The sequence below is a fragment of the Bacteroides xylanisolvens XB1A genome (assembly GCF_000210075.1).
GTDB classification, from domain to species: Bacteria; Bacteroidota; Bacteroidia; order Bacteroidales; family Bacteroidaceae; genus Bacteroides; species Bacteroides xylanisolvens.
Window position 1 is genome coordinate 5565745 of record NC_021017.1, and the last position, 19353, is coordinate 5585097.

General features: G+C 40.5%; 11 protein-coding genes and 1 pseudogene. 9 read left to right on the forward strand and 3 right to left on the reverse strand.

The annotated features are described in order from the left end of the window. Positions 1–105: 105 nt before the first annotated feature. The 4 genes and pseudogenes from nudC (at position 106) to BXY_RS21895 (ending at position 3785) form a co-directional block, all read left to right on the forward strand. Positions 106–900 carry an NAD(+) diphosphatase gene (nudC, locus tag BXY_RS21880; protein WP_255344452.1) on the forward strand — a complete coding sequence of 265 codons (795 nt, stop codon included), beginning with the start codon at positions 106–108 and terminating at the stop codon, positions 898–900. A 7-nt stretch (positions 901–907) separates the two neighbouring features. Next, positions 908–1471: a Crp/Fnr family transcriptional regulator gene (locus BXY_RS21885; protein ID WP_008644635.1), complete on the forward strand. Its 564-nt coding sequence runs from the start codon at positions 908–910 to the stop codon at positions 1469–1471. A gap of 80 nt (positions 1472–1551) precedes the next feature. Beyond that, positions 1552–2594 (forward strand): annotated as a pseudogene (locus tag BXY_RS21890) (acyltransferase family protein). 15 nt (positions 2595–2609) lie between these two features. Beyond that, a complete protein-coding gene (locus BXY_RS21895; RefSeq protein WP_007749594.1) occupies positions 2610–3785 on the forward strand; it encodes a DUF418 domain-containing protein in 1176 nt (391 codons plus the stop codon). A 385-nt stretch (positions 3786–4170) separates the two neighbouring features. On the opposite strand, the gene BXY_RS21900 is transcribed toward BXY_RS21895, so the two are convergent. The 3 genes from BXY_RS21900 to BXY_RS21910 all read right to left on the reverse strand — a co-directional run bounded on the left by BXY_RS21900 (position 4171) and on the right by BXY_RS21910 (position 9400). After that, the gene (locus tag BXY_RS21900) at positions 4171–5916 is read right to left on the reverse strand and encodes a phospho-sugar mutase (RefSeq protein ID WP_004300737.1); all 1746 of its coding nucleotides are present in this window, start codon (positions 5914–5916) and stop codon (positions 4171–4173) included. A 159-nt stretch (positions 5917–6075) separates the two neighbouring features. Further along, positions 6076–7719 (reverse strand): C69 family dipeptidase, encoded by a 1644-nt coding sequence (locus BXY_RS21905; RefSeq protein ID WP_032849015.1) that lies wholly within the window; start codon positions 7717–7719, stop codon positions 6076–6078. 28 nt (positions 7720–7747) lie between these two features. After that, on the reverse strand, positions 7748–9400 hold the full coding sequence (locus BXY_RS21910; RefSeq protein WP_008774697.1) for a M23 family metallopeptidase: 1653 nt from the start codon (positions 9398–9400) through the stop codon (positions 7748–7750). Positions 9401–9598: 198 nt separating this feature from the next. Between BXY_RS21910 and BXY_RS21915 the strand changes: the two genes are divergently transcribed. The 5 genes from BXY_RS21915 (at position 9599) to ald (ending at position 19320) form a co-directional block, all read left to right on the forward strand. Beyond that, positions 9599–12232 carry a zinc-dependent metalloprotease gene (locus BXY_RS21915; RefSeq protein ID WP_195436043.1) on the forward strand — a complete coding sequence of 878 codons (2634 nt, stop codon included), beginning with the start codon at positions 9599–9601 and terminating at the stop codon, positions 12230–12232. A 30-nt stretch (positions 12233–12262) separates the two neighbouring features. Then, on the forward strand, positions 12263–15610 hold the full coding sequence (locus tag BXY_RS21920) for a SusC/RagA family TonB-linked outer membrane protein (RefSeq protein ID WP_015532979.1): 3348 nt from the start codon (positions 12263–12265) through the stop codon (positions 15608–15610). A gap of 10 nt (positions 15611–15620) precedes the next feature. Then, positions 15621–16958, forward strand: a complete 1338-nt coding sequence (locus BXY_RS21925; protein ID WP_015532980.1) for a RagB/SusD family nutrient uptake outer membrane protein — start codon at positions 15621–15623, stop codon at positions 16956–16958. A gap of 441 nt (positions 16959–17399) precedes the next feature. Then, positions 17400–18083 (forward strand): WG repeat-containing protein, encoded by a 684-nt coding sequence (locus tag BXY_RS21930; RefSeq protein ID WP_015532981.1) that lies wholly within the window; start codon positions 17400–17402, stop codon positions 18081–18083. Between the two features lie 130 nt (positions 18084–18213). After that, on the forward strand, positions 18214–19320 hold the full coding sequence (ald, locus tag BXY_RS21935) for an alanine dehydrogenase (RefSeq protein ID WP_015532982.1): 1107 nt from the start codon (positions 18214–18216) through the stop codon (positions 19318–19320). Positions 19321–19353: the final 33 nt, after the last annotated feature.

Sequence of the window (19353 nt, forward strand, 5' to 3'; positions counted from 1 at the left end):
GGTTATGAATCAAATTTTGGTGCAGTTGCCCTGTATTTTATCTGATAAGTCTAAATATCAATCTAGTTTTTTTATAACTTCGCAGCGCGAAGATCAAGAATTAGAATTAAAATGAATCAGACAGCACAATCATGGTGGTTTATCTTTTACAAAGACCAACTGCTTCTTGAGAAAAAAGAGGATGGTATATATGCCATCCCGTGTGGAGAAAGCTCTCCTATTGTTATTAAAGAAAAAACAACCGTACACAATATCACTACACTGGAAGAGAGAAACTGCAAGGCTTTCTCCCTCTCCTCTCCCATTGAAGAATCGGAGCAATGGATCATGATAGGGCTTCGTGCCTGCTATGAATATCTTCCTTTGTCTCATTATCAGACAGCAGGAAAAGCACATGAGATTCTGCATTGGGATAGAAACAGCCGCTTTTGTTCCGCCTGCGGCACGCCTATGGAACAGAAAGAATCTATCATGAAGCGTTGTCCGAAATGTGGCCGGGAAGTATATCCTTCCATTTCCACAGCGATACTTGTATTAGTGAGAAAAAAAGATTCACTACTCTTAGTGCATGCCCGCAATTTTAAAGGAACATTCAACAGTCTCGTTGCCGGATTTCTGGAAACCGGAGAAACGCTAGAAGAATGTGTAGCACGTGAAGTGAAAGAAGAAACCGGACTGGATGTAAAGAATATCACTTATTTCGGTAATCAGCCCTGGCCTTATCCCAGCGGACTAATGGTCGGCTTTATTGCTGATTATGCCGGAGGGGAAATCAACCTCCAAGATGAAGAATTGAGTTCGGGAGACTTTTATACAAGAGACAATTTACCCGAACTTCCCAGAAAACTTAGTCTTGCCCGAAAGATGATTGATTGGTGGATAGAGCATCCAAATGAATAAATCAAACATGAAAAATATCATCAAAGGAATCCGTCAGTATTATCCGGTATCCGACAGTTCTTTGGAAGTACTCTTCAGCTATATGAAGAAAATGGAGCTTCCTAAAAAACATTTACTGATACACGGTGGAGTACTAGACCGCCACGTCTACTTTATTGAAAAAGGATTTTGTAGGTCCTATTGTTTACGTGACGGAGAAGAAATCACGATCTGGTTTTCACGCGAAGGTGATATTACCTTTGCCATGAAAGATTTATATCATAATCAACCGGGATACGAATATGTAGAATTACTGGAAGATTGTGAATTATATGCCATACGCATTGAAGATTTAAATCAGATTTATGAAACTAATATAGAAATTGCCAACTGGGGACGTGTTATTCATCAGGAATGTTTGTTGTACATGGATATTCACCATATCAACCGATTGTATCTTCCGGCTAAAGAACGTTATGAACAACTTTTACGTGAGCAACCAGATGTCATTCACCGTGCCCAATTGGGATATATAGCCTCCTTTCTAGGCATGACTCCCCAACATCTTAGCCGTCTACGGTCCGAATCTTGATTCTTTTTAATCTATGTGAATTTTTATATCACAAGAAAGCAGTACTTTTGTCAGCGAATACAAAAAAACTGATAAGTATCGTGATTAACACATTAACTTCTTTACGAATATTATTTGCCTTGATGGTATTCGGGGCACATTGTTATGTTCTGGATCCGAGCTTCGACACACACTTCTTTAAAGAAGGATTTGTTGGAGTCAGCTTTTTCTTCATCCTTAGTGGCTTCATTATTGCCTATAATTATGAAGAAAAGTTATTGGAAAAGATCACCACCAAACGTACTTTTGGGTAGCACGCATTGCCCGCATTTACCCCCTCCATCTACTTACTCTATTAATTGCCGCATGTATAGGAGGGTATGTTCAATACAACGATACGACAGACTGGATAAAACACTTCGCCGCTTCCACTTTTTTATTGCAACCGTTCTTCCCTTCTGCAGATTATTTTTTCTCATTCAATAGTCCTTCGTGGAGTCTGGGCTGCGAACAGTTATTTTATTTCTGTTTCCCCCTCATCATTCCTTTCTTAAATAGTAAACGGAATCTATGCATCACTCTTTTCATCTGCCTGCTGGTTATGCTGACAGGTATGCATCTGACTGCTGAAGAACAAATTAAAGCATACTGGTATGTAAATCCAATCACCCGCCTGCCGGACTTTTTTGTAGGTGTTTTACTTTATCAGTTTTATCGGTCGATATTCAACAAAAAGATTTCTTATTCCACCGGAACACTATTAGAAATAGGAGTAGTCATTTTATTTTTTGTTTTCTATTTTTGTACCGCAGACATTCCCAAAGTATACCGCTATTCTTGTTACTACTGGCTACCCGTTTCTTTGGTGATACTTATCTTTGCCTTACAAAGAGGGTATATATCCCGGTTACTATCCAATCGGGTCTTAGTGATAGGAGGAGAAATCAGTTACAGTTTCTACCTGATACATTTATTTATTATACTCACATACACCCAAATGGCTACTCTGTATCAATGGCACATGCATTGGATGATAAGTGTCCCCGTCATTTTTTGCATCACTATTGCGCTTAGCTTACTTTCTTATTATTATTTTGAAAAGCCTGCCAATAGATGGGTAAAACGAATACTAACTAAAAAATAATCATAAATTAGCCCCATGGAATTATCAACAAAAACACCCCGAATTGAAGTAGTAGATGCTCTTAGAGGATTTGCTGTAATGGCCATCCTTCTGGTTCATAACCTGGAGCATTTCATTTTCCCCGTATATCCGGAAAGTTCTCCTGAATGGCTCACCATTTTGGATGCCGGAGTATTTAATGCGACATTTTCACTGCTTGCCGGAAAGTCTTATGCCATATTCGCTCTGCTTTTCGGATTCACTTTCTATATCCAGTCGCACAACCAGCAGTTGAAAGGAAAAGATTTTGGTTACCGCTTTTTATGGAGAATGATATTACTGGCAGGATTCGCCACTTTGAATGCCGCTTTCTTCCCGGCAGGAGATGTCCTGCTTCTGTTTGTTGTAGTCAGTCTTGTGCTGTTTATCGTACGTAAATGGAGTGACAAAGCGATTCTAATCACCGCCATCTTGTTTTCACTGCAACCGATTGAATGGTTTCATTATATAATGAGCCTTTTCAATCCTGCCTATACCCTACCCGATTTGAATGTCGGAGCCATGTATGCTGAAGTAGCAGAATACACCAAAGCCGGAAACTTTTGGGATTTTCTGATAGGCAATGTTACTTTAGGACAGAAAGCAAGCTTGTTTTGGGCTATCGGTGCCGGACGTTTCTTGCAGACTGCCGGACTTTTCCTGTTTGGCTTATATATCGGACGCAAAGAATTGTTCGTAACTACCGAATCTCATTTGAAGTTCTGGATGAAAGCACTTATTATTGCAGCTATCAGTTTCGCGCCACTGTATTCTCTGAAAGAACAGATCATGCAAAGTGACAGCAGTTTAATTCAGCAAACGGTAGGTACTGCCTTTGATATGTGGCAGAAATTTGCATTTACGATTGTACTTGTTGCTTCTTTCGTGTTGCTTTATCAGAAGGATCAGTTCAAGAAAACTGTATCTAATCTGCGATTCTACGGAAAAATGAGTTTGACCAATTATATTTCTCAATCTATTTTGGGAGCCATTATCTATTTCCCATTCGGATTCTATCTTGCTCCTTACTGTGGATATACTCTTAGCCTGATTATCGGTATTATTCTTTTCCTGGCGCAGGTTCGGTTCTGCAAATGGTGGCTGTCTAAACATAAACAAGGACCATTGGAAACAATATGGCATAAATGGACTTGGATAGGCACGAAGAAATAACAGAAAAAAAGAAATAGCACTGACTGAAAAATAGACTAAAAAAGCAGGCCACGAAATACACATAACTACAAACGAACAACTTACGAATATGAAACTGAACGTATCACTCTAAAGCATCAACAAAACATGTGTATCCGCAGCCTGCGGGTTGAAATTGAGATGATGTCAATACAACAAGATTCGGGCAAGAAGGATTAGCAAGTGGACTTAAAGAATGCAAAGGAAATGAAAGAACTGTGCCAAGTTGGGGAAAAAGCCCGAAAATAGGCAGAATCAGAGCTATGTATAGAGAAAAAGAAGCGCCTCCATAATCTTCGAAAAGACCATGGAGGCGCTATTTATTTATCTTTCGTTATCTATATCTGAAATTTCAGAAGAAACAAAATCAGATACCCAATGATTTCTTCACTGCTTCAATCTTTTCCATTGCAGCAGATTCGGCAGAAGCATAACAATTGCGGCAACCCATTTCACCCTGAACTTCCATATAGAACTTAATCTTCGGTTCTGTACCTGAAGGACGAACAGAAACTTTGCTACCGTCTTCAGTGAAATATTGAAGTACGTTAGATGGTTCCGGCATATCGATTGCAGTTACGTTACCTTTATCATCTGTCTGTTTCAGTGTCTTATAATCTTTGCTCAAGATCACTTTAGAGCCACCCAATTCTTTCGGAGGATTGGCACGGAAGTTCTCCATCATAGCTTTGATTTCTTCTGCACCACTCTTACCCGGTTTCACTACGTTTACAGTAAACTCTTTAGAGAATCCGTATTCTACGTAGATATCCAGCAACAACTGATACAAGGATTTTCCATTATCTTTTGCCCATGCAGCAACTTCAGCAATCAAACAGCAAGCTGATACGGCATCTTTATCGCGAACGAAATCTTCGGCAAGGAATCCGTAGCTTTCTTCACCGCCACCGATATATTTCTGTTTGCCTTCACGCAGACGGATTTCACGGGCAATCCATTTAAATCCGGTGTAGCAGTCAAGCATTTCGATATTGTTCTTATCTGCGATTTTCTTGATTAGTTCAGTTGTAACGATTGTCTTCACGCAGAACTCGCCACCTTTAATCTTACCCAGTTGTTTGTACTGTGTCAGAATATAATAAAGGTACATCATACAAGTCTGATTACCGTTAATCAGTACCCATTCGCCTTTATCATCCTTGCAAGCAATACCCACACGGTCAGCATCCGGGTCGGAAGCCATAACGAGGTCAGCATCAATTTCTTTGGCAAGGTTTACAGCCATAGAAAGAGCTTCCGCGTTTTCCGGGTTCGGAGATACGACAGTCGGGAAGTTACCGTCCTTAATCATCTGTTCGGGCACAGTAAATACGTTTTCGAATCCCCACATTTTCAATGCACGAGGAATCAACATCATACCTGTACCGTGGATCGGAGTATAGACAATCTTCATGTCTTTGTGACGGGCGATAGCTGCCGGATCAATAGAAACAGTTTTCACCATATCCAAATAAATCTTATCGATGTCTTCACCGATAATCTGAATCAAATCCGGATTTCCCTGGAATTTAATATCGGCAGCAGAAGCAATTGCATTCACTTCGTCGATGATACCTTTATCGTGTGGAGCCAATACCTGTGCACCATCGTCCCAATATGCCTTGTAACCGTTGTATTCTTTCGGATTGTGAGAAGCAGTCAGAATGATACCGCTCTGGCAACCGAGGTGACGGATGGCGAAAGACATTTCCGGTGTCGGACGCATGTCGTCAAACAGATATACTTTGATACCATTGGCAGAGAAAATATTAGCAGAAGTCTCCGCAAACAAACGGCTGTTGTTGCGGCAATCGTGACCTACTACTACAGAAATCTGCGGCAGGTCTTTGAAGTTCTTTTTCAGATAGTTGGAAAGTCCTTGAGTGGCAGCACCTACCGTATAGATATTCATACGATTGCTACCTACACCCATAATACCACGCAGACCACCAGTACCAAATTCAAGATCTTTGTAGAAAGCTTCAATTAGTTCGGTTTTATCATCGTTTTCCAACATACGCTTCACTTCAGCCTGGGTTTCAGCATCATAAGCCGGGGTTAGCCATTTTTCGGCTTTTTCAGTGACCTGTTTAATAAGTTCCTGATTTTCCATTTCGATTGTTATTTATTGGTTAATGAATTATTTATTATCAATTTCTTGAGCACACAAATGTAAAATAATAAGTTTATAATTCCTATTCTTTTAATTGAAATTTGAGAATTAAGAATTAAAAAGCGATATACTTAATACCTAATATCTCATACTTAATATCTATTCTTGTGGCACTTTATATCTGTCACCAGTCTGCTTGACATATTCCTGCAAGAATTCTTTCGGATATCCGGGACGCATCACTCCGGCAGGTTGTCCAATAGAATTACGCTCAAACTGACCGTCTTTAACACGTTTCACCACTCCATCATTGTACTTCACAATCAAGAATGTACCCAATTGTTTCCAAGTATCGAAAGTGCTCTGTGCGGTCATATTTGTATAGTTTGTCAGAAAGTCAACCGCTGCGTTCTTATCTTTTGCCAGCAGTTTGGCAGCCATTTCTTCAATGCCTTCCTGTGCATTGTTGAAAGTAGTTTCCATTTCTTTCTGCGCTTCCCGTACATCACCGATCATCAAATCATAACGCGGATAGACCATATTAGATACCCAGTTGAAAATCCAGAAAGCAGAATTCCAGGAGAAAGTAATATAATCGGCCCCATCTACACGGGTATAACATACCGGCACTTTAGTAGCACAACAATAAACCGGGGTAAATACAGCCATGTTCGCATCATCCACACCAAACCAAAGTACACCGCCTATCGGGTCCGGCTTATGAGCCCGCATTTGTGCAACAAATACAAACCCGCTTTGTTGAGTGGAAATCGGACGTTCGTTGAAATATTCCTGGCCATCTACCTTGAAGTTCAGAGGAGAAAGACGGTAAGGTGTCTTATAAGGTCCGGCTCCAAAATCATTGGAGATGTCAAGGGGCGTTCCTTCATAATGGTCGCGCATCATATCTTTCACATCTTGCACGGATAACTTATGTTTCGGTTTCACAAAAAGAGGCATCGGCGTATTGGTCTTTCCCTCAATGTAAGGAAGATAATCTTTTCCGTTATCCGTAAACTTATTAAAATAGCTCCACACACGAGCCTCACAGAAACGACGGGCACCAAAATCAAGAGGCGCATAGGCTAATGAGAAACTAAAGTCTTTGTTTACTCCATTAAAATATCCCTTCTCACGGGCAAAAGAAACGACATCCGGAGAGTACATACAGTTTTCCTTGTCGTTCATATCAAACTGGTGGATACGTGACTGGTTGGCATGGGCCGAAATACAATCATCGGGCACACGTACAGCTACCCAAACTGCTCCACGGATGCCGGGACCTTTACCAATCATTTCCATAATCCATATTTCGTTCGGATCGGCAATAGTAAAGGATTCTCCTTCGCTATAGTAGCCGTATTGCTGCACTAAGTCGGTCATGATCTTAATAGCTTCACGGGCAGTGCGCGAACGTTGCAAACCGATATAAATCAGACTTCCGTAATCGATAATCCCTGTAGAATCGGCCAATTCCGGACGTCCGCCGAAAGTTGTCTCACCAATGGTAACCTGATATTCATTCATATTACCGACTACATTGTAAGTCTGGCGTGCCTGCTCTATTTCTCCCAGATACTTGCCGGTATCCCATTCATAAACTTTCAGCATCGTACCTTTTGGATAGGTAGCAGCCGGATAATGATAAAGTTCTCCGAATAAGCCGTACGAGTCGGCAGAATAGGAAACAATCGTCGAGCCATCGGCAGACGCATTTTTTCCGACAATCAGGTTGGTGCAGGCGAAGGTGTTCGCCACAGCCGCCATCAATACGGCGGCACAAAGAATAATTCTTCTCTTCATAATAAATATATGATTCACTTTTAATAATTTACCAAATAAAGCTTTCACGGGCCACTGTTTCATTCCCACAATAGTCGGTCACTGTAAATTCAACAGTATGCTTGCCTCCCTTCTTTACGCGTTTGGGGTCCAACGTACATTCCCAGTATGATTTCACAATATTGGGACGTCCGAAAAGCGCATACTTTCCGTCAATCGTTCCACGATAGGAAGCAATTCCCGCGCCCTGATCTTTCAAACGATAGACAATTTTTCCGTTTCTTCCCCACTGATTCTTGTTGACAGGGATAATCTCCGGCGGGATGGTATCGATGGCAACAGTGTAAGTTCCCAACTCCCGGATAGATGCTTTCATGTATCCGTCTTCATACTTTCCGCCTACGCTGTACTTTCCTCCTTTGGGAGTTATGCGGGCCACATAATATTTCGTCGTATCGGCAATTGGTTTTCTACGCAACCCGATACACAGTTCACAAGCTGCATGCAGCGGAACCGCCTTATCATTCAGCTGATAAGTAAAAGCAACGGCACCACTATCCGCCTTCACCTGATAATTGAGGGGAACATCATCATACAACATTCCTTTCGGAACAACCAGGTTCAATCCCGGTTCTTGCAGATAATTAGTCTTATTCCAGGTAAAATAATATTTCTCCCGATGATTCAACGGTTCAATCGGCTGTTTCCGACCCCGTACGGTGAAACTATATTTGGAAGTGTTTCCGAAAGCATCTTTTAATGTATATAAGAACTGATAGTCCCGTTCCTCATCAATTGTCACCAAGCCACGGTTATCATTCGATGCTTTTAGCAGACGCAAAGTGTTGCCCGGATCAATGAAAGATTTCATATATTGCCCGTAAGTCCAGGAATTAATCATCCGGTTCTCTTCCTGCGAGAAACGATCTACGGTGCTACGAAATATTTCATTTCCATCTACCGTAAGCACAACTGAATAAACTCCATAATGGTTATTCACTCCATCCATGTAATCGTATGCTTTGATCCCCACACCTATCACTCCCCATGCTTCCACCGGACGCTCACTATTGGGAAGGATGGTTTTATTCTCTTGCTTTCCATCCACTACTCCTTTACCCAGTTGCGGAAAAAATAGAATGCCATCCGCTTTCGGAGCACGCGTATCTTTTATTTTCGATTGAAAGAAAGGCATAGGGTCAATATAATCTCCCGATTCCGTTTCAAATACATCCAGGTGAAGATGCGGACCGAACGAATATCCGGTATTTCCGCTCCATGCGATCTGCTGACCTCCTTTCACCGGATATTCTCCCGGTTCGGGAACAATCTCTACTTCCCAGCTTTCTTCTTCATATTGAAGTTTCTCCACCCTTTCGGCAATGGGAGAAACAAAACCACTCAAATGGCGGTTGATCGTTGAATAGCCATTGTGATAACAGACATCAAGTACATATCCCGAACCATTCGTGACGCGAATACGCGAAATATAGCCATCAGCGAGAGCACGAACGGGTTTACCGATAACTCCGCCTGTCTTAAAATCCAGTCCGCCGTGGAAGTGATTGGAGCGGATTTCTCCAAAGTTCCCACTCAATGTAAGAGGAAAGTCAAAAGGAGGTACAAAGGTTACTTGCTTCTTCTCTTGTCCATACCCTCCGATGCAGCAAGCCAGCATCAAAGCAGTGATATATCGTCTCATCATTCCGTTCACTTTTTTACTCCCGCAAATGTACACTATTCCCACTAAACTATGAAATATCCGAGGAGAATGATGACCGTAGATACTAGTTAATATTTCTTTTTAATGTTATATTCATTGCAAATTAGTAGTCATTATGTTATTTATATTAGTACTTTTGTAGCCGTTTTTTAATTATAATTAAAAGTTAGAAACTCAATGAGAATGTATGTAAAAGTAATGGCAGCGGTCATTGCATGTATATTGCTGAGTGGAGAAGCGCTCTCGGCATTTGCAACTACCCCCGCTACAGAAAATCTGAGTTGGTTTAAAAAGAAAAAGAAAAAACCAGAAGAGAAAGAAGAGAAGAGTAAAAGCGACTACGAGAAATTAGTGGAAGACAGTAAAACGACCAAAGGGATGTTTGCTGTACATCAAAAGAAGAATGATTATTATTTTGAAATTCCCACCTCACTTTTGGGACGTGACTTATTAGTTGTCAATAAGCTGCAACGAGTTCCTACCGAACTTAATGATGCGGGTGTAAACCGCGGAGTAAACTATGAAAACCAGATGGTTTGCATGGAATGGGACAAAGCGACGGGCAAACTAATGTTACGCCAACAACGTCCATTACCTCTGGCCCCCCAAACGGATGCTATCTTCCGTTCGGTAAAGGATAATTTTATCTCTCCGCTGATTGCCGCATTCAAGATCGAAGCAGTCAATGCAGATTCTACGGCATTAGTAATCAAGGTGAATGATATTTATGATGGTACGGAAACCAGTATCAATAACGTATTTACCAATATTAATCTGGGTACTTCGGCTATCAAGAATTTATCACGTATTCTATCCATCAAATCCTTTTCAAACAATGTCGTGGCAACTTCCGAGTTGACTACCCGGGTAACGGAAGGTACTACTACTGTTTATGTAACGGTGGAAGTTAGTTCTTCTATTCTCTTATTGCCCGAGAAGCCGATGATGGGACGATTCGACAATCAGAAGGTCGGTTATTTCACGAATCCGTTATTAAGTTTTAGTGATGCGCAGCAGCGTACGGATAAGACACAGTATATCACCCGCTGGCGTATGGAACCCAAACCGGAAGATCGGGAGGCTTATCTGAAAGGTCAGATGGTGGAACCTGCCAAACCGATTGTCTTCTACATTGATAATTCAACTCCTTACCAATGGCGTTCGTACATTAAGAAAGGTATCGAGGACTGGCAGATTGCCTTTGAAAAGGCTGGTTTCAAGAATGCGATTATCGCCAAAGAAATCACGGACAGTATGCATGTAGACATGGATGATGTCAATTACTCCGTACTGACTTATGCTGCTTCAGAAAAGAAAAATGCAATGGGACCTTCTCTGTTAGATCCCCGTTCCGGAGAAATCCTGGAAGCTGATATTATGTGGTGGCACAATGTGCTTTCTATGGTACGTGAATGGATTACTGTCCAGACCGGAACAGTGTGTCCGGAAGCACGTAATGTACAATTGCCTGATGCTTTGATGGGAGATGCCATTCGATTCGTCGCCTGTCATGAGGTAGGCCACTCTCTGGGACTCCGCCACAATATGATGGGTTCATGGGCTTTCCCGACAGATTCATTACGTTCCGAAGCATTCACTTCCAGAATGAACTCTACCGCTTCATCTATCATGGATTATGCACGATTCAATTATATCGCACAGCCTGGAGATGGCGTGAAAGTTCTTTCTCCGCATATCGGTCCATACGATATGTTCGCTATCGAATATGGATATCGTTGGTACGGAAAGAGTACTCCGGAAGAAGAAAAAGATATTTTATTCGATTTCTTGAGCAAACATACTGATCGGCTTTATAAATATAGTGAGGCACAGGACGTCCGCGATGCGGTAGATCCACGTGCACAGAACGAAGATTTAGGTGATGATCCGGTTCGCTCTTCTTTACTTGGCATTGAGAATCTTAAACGTATCGTTCCACAAATTCTTCAATGGACTACTACCGGTGAGAAGGGACAAACTTATGAAGAAGCATCTCGCCTCTACTACGCTGTAATCAACCAATGGAACAACTATTTATATCATGTCCTTGCCAATATTGGCGGTATCTACATTGAAAATACAATTGTAGGAGACGGCGTTAAAACTTACACATTCGTAGAGAAAGAGAAACAACAAGCTTCACTGAAATTTCTGATGGATGAAGTTTTGACATACCCTAAATGGCTGTTTGACACGGAAGTGGGGCAATATACTTATCTACTTCGCAATACTCCCATCGGAAAACAGGAGAATGCTCCTACACAAATCTTAAAGAACGCCCAAGCCTATATCCTTTGGGATTTACTTGGCAATACTCGTTTGATGCGTATGATAGAGAATGAATCTGTCAACGGAAAGAAGGCCTTTACAGTAGTGGAGCTTATGGACGGACTTCATAAGAATATTTTCGGTGTTACCGAACGCGGTGGCATCCCTAACGTTATGGAACGTTCTTTGCAGAAAAACTTCCTCGATGCATTACTTACAGCCGCTGCAGAACCGGAAGCTGTTAAAATCAACAAGAAGATCGCCAACGAACATTTCTTGCTTGACCACGCTACTCCTTTCTGTAGCTGTTACGCTGCCGAACAACGTGCACTTCGTCAGGAAGAGCGGATGGGGGCTCCACGTGTGCTCAATTTCTATGGCAGCCAGCTCAACCGTATTTCAGATGCTATTTCTGTGAAACGCGGTGAATTATTACGTATCAAGAAGTTGTTGCAGAACCGTCTCGGAACTTCCGATACTGCTGCACGCTATCATTATGAGGACATGATTCTGCGTATTAATACTGCTTTAGGAATCAAATAAAACCACTTATTACTTTAACTATCTACATTAATGAGAAAAAAATACTTGTGCATTCTTATATGCCTCTTTGCAAATGCGCTGGCCTTTGCCAGCGCTGCTAATCGTACAATCACCGGAGTCGTTATATCCGGTGAAGATAATGAACCTCTGATCGGTGCTTCCGTATATGTTAACGCAGATGACTTAAAAAAGGCCGGAGCATCACAGACTTCTCTAGGTACTATCACTGATATGGATGGTAAATTCTCCATTTCCATTCCGGAAAAGGTGACTAGGTTACATTGTAGTTATATAGGATTTGAAGAACAAGACATCGTTTTGCAAGCAGGAAAAGATACTTATCGTATTGTACTTCAAGCTTCTGCACACACATTGGGAGACGTCGTAGTAACCGGTTATCAAGAACTGGAACGTCGTAAACTGACTGCTGCCATTGCCAAAGTAGATGTAACAGATGGAATGGTAGGTGCTGCAAAAAGTATCGACCAGGCATTAGCGGGACAAATCGCCGGTGTGGCTGTAACGACAACTTCCGGTGCACCGGGAGCTCCAGCACGTATTCGTATTCGTGGCACGGCTTCACTGAATGGAACACAAGACCCGTTGTGGGTATTGGATGGGATACCTTTGGAAGGGACTGATATTCCAGAAATCAACAAAGATAACGATAATGACATCGTAAATATGTCACAATCTTCTATCGCAGGTTTAAGTCCAAACGACATTGAAAGCATTACGATATTAAAAGATGCAGCTGCTACTGCTATCTATGGTGCACGTGCTGCAAATGGCGTAATTGTGGTAACAACCAAAAGAGGAAAAACCGGAAAACCTGTTATTAACTTCAATACTAAATTGACTTATACTCCAAATCTCAATACTTCACGACTCAACTTACTAAACTCGGAAGAGAAAGTCGATTTGGAACTTCAATTGTTAAAAGAAGCACGGTTTGACATATTATGGGGATTAACAGATCCGATACCGGTATTTCCTGAAAAAGGAAAAGTTGCTGCTATCATGAAACAATATAACTTAATAGACATCTATAAAGAACAGGGGTGGAACGGACTGACACCTGAAGCCCAAAATGCTATAAACAAACTGAAAACAATCAATACAGACTGGAATGATATATTATTCAGAGATGCTTTCACGCAAGAATATAACTTTAGCATTTCCGGTGGTAGCGAAAAGGTTACTTATTACAACTCACTTGGTTATGTCAAAGAAAACGGAAATGTACCAGGTGTAAGCATGAGTCGTTTTAATCTGACCAGTAAAACGTCTTACCAAATCAACAAAATATTAAAAATTGGAATGTCTATTTTTGCCAACAGACGCAAGAATAACACATTTATGACTGATACTTACGGACTTATTAACCCTATATATTATTCACGTATCGCCAACCCTTACTTTGCTCCGTTTGACGAACAAGGAAACTACCTTTACGATTACGACGTAGTCAGAAGTAGTGAAACAGATGAAAAGCAAGGCTTTAATATATTCGAAGAACGAGCAAACACCAATAAAGAATCTGTCACCACAGCCATCAATTCTATCTTTGATGTTCAGCTACGTTTTAACGATCAGTGGAAAGTTTATTCACAGATTGGTGTGCAATGGGATCAATTGTCGCAAGAAGAATATGCCGGGATAAATTCATATAATATTAGGAATATACGTGAAACCAATAAATATTGGAAAAATGGTGTACAAACCTATCTTATACCAGAAGGAGGCATGCTTAAAACAACTAATAGTACAACCTCACAACTCACATGGAAAATACAAGGAGAATACAAAAACACATTTGGGGATATACATGACATACAAATAATGGCTGGTTCGGAAATTCGCAAAAACTGGGTAGACAACCAAGCCTCAACCGGATACGGATATGATCCCAAGAAACTAACATTCCAGAATCTCATATTTAAAGATGAAGCACAAGCCAATGATTGGAATCTAAAAACTAAATCGTACAAGGAAAACGCTTTTGCTTCTTTCTTTGCCAATGGTTCATATACTTTAATGAATCGTTATACATTGGGAGGAAGTGTGCGCATGGATGGTTCTGATTTATTCGGAGTAGATAAGAAATACCGTTTCTTACCAATCTATTCGGTAAGCGGTTTGTGGCGTTTATCTAATGAATCGTTCATTAGACAATACAAATGGATTGATAATTTAGCTCTTCGCCTTTCTTATGGTTTACAAGGAAATATTGATAAGGGAACCTCTCCATTCCTAGTCGGGAAATATGATAATGTGAATATTTTACCTGGCTACAGTGAAGAAAATATTATTATCAATAGTGCTCCCAACAGTAAATTACGCTGGGAAAAAACAGCATCTTACAATTTAGGAATGGATTTTTCCGTACTCAATCAAGCCATTAATCTTAGTGTAGATTACTACTATAGAAAAGGAACAGACTTAATTGGTTCTAAAGCATTAGCTTTGGAAAATGGATTCACTAATATGTCTATAAACTGGGCTAGTATGGAAAATAAAGGTGTAGAAGTAAATCTGCAGACACGTAATATCACCACTAAAAACTTCTCTTGGTACACTACTTTCAACTTCGCATATAATCAAAATAAAGTACTAAAAGTACTTACAGATAAAAGCCAAGTGACTCCTAGTCTGGAAGGATATCCTGTAGGTGCAATCTTTGCCCTAAAAACAAAAGGTATAAATCCTGATACAGGGCAAATCTATCTTGAGAATAAAGAGGGCAAAGCTGTCACTGTGGAAGAATTATTTAGAATGACATCAAATGAAGACGGGCTTGGCACTTACCAAATAGGACCGAATAGCGAAGAACAAAGAGATTTCTACAGCTATGTCGGAACGTCAGACGCTCCCTATACGGGCGGTTTTCTAAATACGTTCAATTACCGCAATTGGGAACTGAACCTGAATTTTTCTTATAATTTTGGAGCACACGTAAAAACTACTCCAAGTTATAATGTGTCTGACTTAGATCCAGGACGCAATATGAATAGAGACATACTGGATAGATGGACACCAGAAAATAAAACAGGAAAATTCCCTGCATTAGCAACGTATAACTACAATCCGGCTGACTACTACTTGTTCAGTACTCGAAATGACATTTACAGATCACTGGACATCTGGGTAAAAAAACTAAGCTTTGTACGCTTACAAAATATTCGTCTTGCTTATCGGGTGCCATCCGAATGGCTGCATAAACTAAGTATCGGCGGAGCAACTGTAGGATTAGAGGCTCGTAACCTATTCGTTATCAGCTCTAATTATGATAATTATATGGATCCGGAGTCAATGGGCAACCTATACTCTACCCCAGTTCCCAAATCCATTACCTTCAATCTAAGTCTTAACTTTTAAAAAATATATTATGACAAAGAAAATATATTATATATTCACATTAATAGGAAGCCTGTTATTATCTTCTTGTGATAGTTATTTGGACATACAGCCAGTAGGCCAAGTAATTCCCAATACGCTAGCTGAATACAGAGCTTTATTCACAACAGCTTACAATACAGCACTCAATGACAGAGGAATATGCGAAATCAGAACAGATATCGCAACCATATTACAGTCTGATGCCACTTCCAAAAATTCTTTAGGAGATGTTGAAAAATGGAATGATGTTAATCCGAATGCAAGTACGAGACAATTTGGATGGGCGGCCTATTATACCAATATCTATTATGCCAACGCAATCATCGATAAAAAGGATGAAATATCAGAAGGAAGCCAAGAAGATATTAATCAATTAGTTGGAGAAGCTTACCTCATGAGAGCATATATGCACTTTATATTGGTCAACCTTTATGGACAACCTTATACAGCTGCCGGAGCATTAGAAACCAAAGCAGTTCCTCTCAAACTCAATACTGATTTAGAAGAAATACCATCACGAAACACTGTAAAAGAAATATATACCTCCATATTGTCTGATATAGAAACAGCAAGGAAACTGATTAATAAAAAAGAATGGGAAGTTCAATATTCATACCGTTTCTCAACATTGTCAGTAGATGCTATGGAATCACGGGTATATTTATACATGGGTGAATGGGGCAAATCTTATGAATCTTCGGAACGTGTACTAGCCGGAAAATCAACATTAGTGAACCTAAACGATGAAGGAGACAAACTTCCTAATGAATTTACATCTGTAGAAATGATCACTGCCTATGAAATTTTCCCGAATAGCGATTATGCCGGATCACTCTTACTATACCCTGCATTTTTACAAGAATATGAGGAAGGAAAAGATCTACGCCCAAACAAGTACTATCAAGCAAATAAAAATGGAGATTATACTTCTATCAAAAGTGGTGAATCTAGATTCAAATGTACTTTCCGCACTGGAGAGTTTTATTTAAATTCAGCAGAAGCTGCTGCACATTTAAACAAATTGCCTGAAGCACGTTCACGACTTCTAAAGTTAGTAGAGAATCGTTATACACCAGAAGGTTATGAACAAAAGAAGAATGAAATAAATGCGATGAGCCAAGAAAAGCTAATCACAGAAATTCTGAAAGAACGCGCTCGTGAGCTTGCTTTTGAAGGACATCGCTGGTTTGATTTACGCCGAACTACTCGACCAGAAATCAAAAAAGAAATAGAAGATGTGACCTACACACTTGTACAAGATGATTCCCGCTATACATTGCGTATTCCACAAGATGCAATTGATGCCAATCCTGGATTATTAAACTAATAACATATTACCATCTATACTCTCATAGATATCACTAAATAACAAACTATAAAAACTCTCTTTACCAAAAGCGTAAGGGGAGTTTTTTTATTCTGTCCACTAACTACTTTATATTTTATCTACACATCTCGTCCATCGCTAAATCTTTATCCCCAAAAGAATTGCCGATTAACAGAAAATCCATATCTTTGTAGCGACTTATTACGATTAATAACGTAGAAGCGTTTAGAATATTATCTCTATTCAGAATCTGGTAAATTCTTTAATTGGGGAGATAATGGCAACTAAGCGTTCACGTCTTTGTTATATGCAAGGGCGTGGACTCTGTTGTTCATTTCCCAATAGGTTTACCAGAGCCTTGAATAGAATGAACTAACGACGTCCACGCTTCTCTTGTATATATATGGTATCCGGACGCTTACCACACAAACAATAAAGAAAATGAGCAGCACTATTACAAAGTTCTTCGCTTCTTTTTTAGCTTATGGGGTAGCTAATAAGAAAAAGCGCTTCTCGGCCATTGGCCGTTTCTCTGAAGGATTGGCACCGGTTAAAGGAAAAATCCAATGGGGATACATTAATAAAGAATATGACATTGTCATTCCTCTAATGTATGAACGGGCTTTCTCGTTTAAAGAAGGATTAGGGATGGTAGTACTCAATTCTCAATACGGATTCATCGACCATACCGGACAAATACGGATTCCGTTTAAATACGCAGCCGCTCACTCGTTTGAGCAAGAATGTGCACGAGTATGTCAGGATGGATTATGGGGACTGATTGACAGACAAGGAAACTACATTCTTCCACCGACTTACAATCAAATAGAGCAATTCGCGGAAGGATTAGCCCTCGTCTCACTACACAACAAAGTTGGATTCATTAATAAGAAAGGAGAAGTTGTCATTCCGCTGGAATATGATAATGGATGCTCTTTTTCTGAAGGATTAGCTGCCGTTTGCATTGAAAGCCAGTCGTCCAAGTGGGGATACATAAACAAAGATAATGAAGAAGTACTTCCTTTTAAGTACGATATTGCAGAACCCTTTTATAACAACATAGCTCGAGTGGGTCTCTATGGAAAAAGCATGAAAATCAACAAGCAGGGCAGTGAATGTCTATAAAACAACCACTCTACGCATTTATTCATCTCAACACGCGAAGACATTCTGTTCTAAAACATCCCCTTACGAACAACAACGTAAGGGGATTTTTCGTACTTTCGAACATGTTAAATCTTTAATACGCAACATTATGATTATCGGAGTACCAAAGGAAATCAAAAACAATGAGAACCGTGTAGGCATGACACCTTCGGGAGTGGCTGAAGTGGTAAAACAAGGGCATCGGGTATTTATCCAACATACAGCGGGAATAAATAGCGGTTTTCCGGATGAAGCATATCAAGCTGTCGGCGCACATATCCTGCCAACAATAGAAGATATTTACGCTACTGCCGAGATGATCGTAAAGGTGAAAGAGCCGATAATCACTGAATATAACTTAATAAGAAAAGGACAGTTACTATTCACTTATTTCCATTTTGCTTCCGACAGGGAGTTAACCCTTGCCATGCTCTCCAACAAATCAATATGCCTGGCTTACGAAACTGTAGAAGAAGCAGACCATACACTACCTTTATTAATTCCGATGAGCGAAGTTGCCGGACGTATGTCTATTCAGGAAGGTGCCCGTTTCTTGGAAAAGCCGCAAGGTGGAAAAGGTATTCTTTTGGGAGGTGTACCAGGTGTTAAACCGGCTAAAGTATTAATTTTAGGTGGCGGAATCGTAGGTAGCAATGCTGCGCAAATGGCTGCGGGAATGGGGGCAGACGTCACTATCACAGATATAAATCTGGCACGTTTGCGCTATTTGAGTGAAACACTTCCTAAGAATGTAAAGACATTGTATGCATCCGAACTAAGAATCAGAAAAGAATTGCCGGATGTTGATTTAGTTGTCGGTTCCGTATTGATTCCCGGCGATAAAGCACCACATCTGATTACTAAAGAGATGCTTTCGATGATGCAACCCGGCACAGTATTAGTAGATGTAGCAATTGACCAGGGAGGATGCTTCGAGACTTCTCACCCAACCACCCACAGTGCACCGACCTATATTGTAGACGGAATCGTTCATTATGCAGTAGCTAATATCCCGGGAGCCGTACCTTATACTTCCACTCTTGCACTGACTAATGCTACCCTCCCCTACGTGATCGCTTTAGCAAATAAGGGATGGAAAAAAGCCTGCAAAGATAATCCGGCATTGGCTCTCGGACTGAATATTGTAGAAGGAAAAATCGTTTATAAAGCTGTAGCCGATGTATTTGGTTTGAAGCACGAACCTGTCAGCCTATAATAAATGGAAATTTAGCGGTTAAATGGGAATTTA

What these genes read in the sequence shown, in the direction of transcription:
- BXY_RS21885 (WP_008644635.1), top strand. Translation starts at nt 908, where the DNA reads ATGAAAAATATCATCAAAGGAATCCGTCAGTATTATCCGGTATCCGAC.
- BXY_RS21920 (WP_015532979.1), top strand. Translation starts at nt 12,263, where the DNA reads ATGAGAAAAAAATACTTGTGCATTCTTATATGCCTCTTTGCAAATGCG.
- BXY_RS21915 (WP_195436043.1), top strand. Translation starts at nt 9,599, where the DNA reads ATGAGAATGTATGTAAAAGTAATGGCAGCGGTCATTGCATGTATATTG.
- BXY_RS21910 (WP_008774697.1), bottom strand. Translation starts at nt 9,400, where the DNA reads ATGAGACGATATATCACTGCTTTGATGCTGGCTTGCTGCATCGGAGGG.
- BXY_RS21895 (WP_007749594.1), top strand. Translation starts at nt 2,610, where the DNA reads ATGGAATTATCAACAAAAACACCCCGAATTGAAGTAGTAGATGCTCTT.
- BXY_RS21905 (WP_032849015.1), bottom strand. Translation starts at nt 7,719, where the DNA reads ATGAAGAGAAGAATTATTCTTTGTGCCGCCGTATTGATGGCGGCTGTG.
- ald (WP_015532982.1), top strand. Translation starts at nt 18,214, where the DNA reads ATGATTATCGGAGTACCAAAGGAAATCAAAAACAATGAGAACCGTGTA.
- BXY_RS21900 (WP_004300737.1), bottom strand. Translation starts at nt 5,916, where the DNA reads ATGGAAAATCAGGAACTTATTAAACAGGTCACTGAAAAAGCCGAAAAA.
- BXY_RS21930 (WP_015532981.1), top strand. Translation starts at nt 17,400, where the DNA reads ATGAGCAGCACTATTACAAAGTTCTTCGCTTCTTTTTTAGCTTATGGG.
- BXY_RS21925 (WP_015532980.1), top strand. Translation starts at nt 15,621, where the DNA reads ATGACAAAGAAAATATATTATATATTCACATTAATAGGAAGCCTGTTA.